The sequence below is a fragment of the Gordonibacter pamelaeae 7-10-1-b genome (assembly GCF_000210055.1).
GTDB classification, from domain to species: Bacteria; Actinomycetota; Coriobacteriia; order Coriobacteriales; family Eggerthellaceae; genus Gordonibacter; species Gordonibacter pamelaeae.
Genome location: NC_021021.1, coordinates 314265 through 316111 on the forward strand (window position 1 = coordinate 314265; position 1847 = coordinate 316111).

General features: G+C 64.2%; 3 protein-coding genes and 1 tRNA gene. All 4 read right to left on the reverse strand.

The window, feature by feature from the left end; genetic code table 11:
- Nucleotides 1–31: 31 nt before the first annotated feature.
- Nucleotides 32–463 (reverse strand): hypothetical protein, encoded by a 432-nt coding sequence (locus GPA_RS18660; RefSeq protein ID WP_015538728.1) that lies wholly within the window; start codon nucleotides 461–463, stop codon nucleotides 32–34.
- Nucleotides 453–1106 carry a hypothetical protein gene (locus tag GPA_RS01390; protein WP_041238752.1) on the reverse strand — a complete coding sequence of 218 codons (654 nt, stop codon included), beginning with the start codon at nucleotides 1104–1106 and terminating at the stop codon, nucleotides 453–455. Before GPA_RS01390 ends, GPA_RS18660 begins: the two co-directional genes overlap by 11 nt.
- Before the next feature lie 128 nt (nucleotides 1107–1234).
- Nucleotides 1235–1311 (reverse strand) — tRNA-Pro (locus GPA_RS01395).
- A 210-nt stretch (nucleotides 1312–1521) separates the two neighbouring features.
- The coding region (locus GPA_RS01400) for a non-canonical purine NTP pyrophosphatase (RefSeq protein ID WP_041238753.1) at nucleotides 1522–1847 on the reverse strand (326 nt) is incomplete at its 5' end.

The window sequence follows — 1847 nt, forward strand, 5'->3', positions numbered from 1 at the left end:
CCCGCGCCGCCTCCCCCGACCCCTGGAAGGGCTACTTCGACGTGGACCAGGGGCTGGGGTGACGGCGCACCTCACCCGTGTCGTAGTCGACGGCGCAATCGGGAAGGAGCCCCTTCTTCTTCAGCCTGCCGAGATCGTCGACGACCTCGGCGGCAGAAGTTCCCTTGCGCGAAGAGATTTCGGCGATATCGGAGCCGTCGCCGACAAGCCCGTCGTACTCTCGCGCTAGGCGGAACCATCGCCGTCGGCTTCGACCCCATGCAAGGCATGCCGAGCCAGCGATGAGGCATGCCGCGCAGCTCGCCATTCTCTCTTGGAAGGTGATCGTGGTTTCGAGGACGCCGAGACCCACGAGCACGGCAACGAAGACGTGAAGCGAGCCGAGAAACAGCAGCATGAGTCCGATGCCGCGGCGCACCGCACCCGGATTGAAGAGATACAGATCTTTCCTGCTAACGGCCATCCTGGAGCCCCCGCAAGTCCGCACCGCAGAACTCGCACGCTTCCAAGTTCGGGGTTCGGTAGTTCAGCTCGCCGCACTGCGGACACTGGAGGACGATATCGGCTATTTCAGGATCAAGGGGTTTGTACGTTTTTCGCACGCTTGCACGACGGGGCGAGCCTCCCGCCGTCGTCACGCTGGCAGGAGGCAAAGGGCCTTGACCACCGAACGCCTTCGCCTCCGTTTCCAGAGAGCGCACGAACATATAATTGCCACGGTCGACGTACGCGCCCGGATACCAACCCTCGCCGATGAGCTCACGTAGGTCACGGTCCGTCTCATTCAGGGAGCGCCCAACAAGCGCCGCGAGGTCTATTAGGGGCGTTTCCACATCATCGATCGCGAACACGTAGCTTTTGAACAAGTTGCGCTTGGCCCTCTCAGCACGCCAACGGTACGCAAAGTACGCGCCGGGAACCACGAAGGCGACGAGCGCGACGATACCGTCGTCCAGGTCGTAGCCGGACGGCCCGGCGCCCAATGCGCTCGCAAGGAACGACACGAAAGCCGACACCCCTATGACCAGGAAGATCGCGGCGGCTATCGCATAGGGAACCCCGCTAAAAGAACTCTGGAGCTTCTTTTCCGCATAGACCGAGACCACCGTTTCGCCCCCTCCGCTCGCAAGCCGACCCGACCATGATACATGATCAGCACCAGCCCCCTTCAAATGCCAATAGCCAAAGAAGCTGGGCCCTCGCTTGATTTCAAACCATGACAGCAGTCTTTCAGTGGTCGGGGCGACAGGATTTGAACCTGCGACATCCTGCTCCCAAAGCAGGCGCGCTACCAAGCTGCGCCACGCCCCGACGCCGAAACGGCAGGGGCTATTATAGCAGAAGCCGCCATCGTGGCGAGGGCGGCTTCATCAGCGTTTCCGGTATTTGCTACGCGTCCCTACGCCCCCAAGCTCACTCAGCTCAGGAGGCGGAAAGAGGCCGCGCGACACGAAGCGGACGGCGCGCCCCGTGCGCCGAAGCCCGCGTCGACGTTGCCGAACAGGCGAGTTTAGCATCGCTCTAGGCGTTGGCGCCGCCGGCTTCCTGGAGCTTGGCGCGCAGTTGGCGCAGGGCGTTGCCGCGGTGGGACACGGCGTTCTTCTCGTCGCGGTCGACCTCGGCGAGCGTGCGGGCGCCGCCGAACACGTCCGGCAGGAACAGCGGGTCGTAGCCGAAGCCCTCGCTTCCCCGTCCCTCGTGCCCGATGCGGCCCTCGACCGTACCCTCCGCCACGATCTCCGAACCGTCCTCGTCCACGAACACGAGCGTGCTTGCGAAGCGGGCGGCGCGCTCGGCGTCCGGCACGTTGCCCAGCGCCGCGAGCAGCTTGGCGTTGTTCGCGGCGT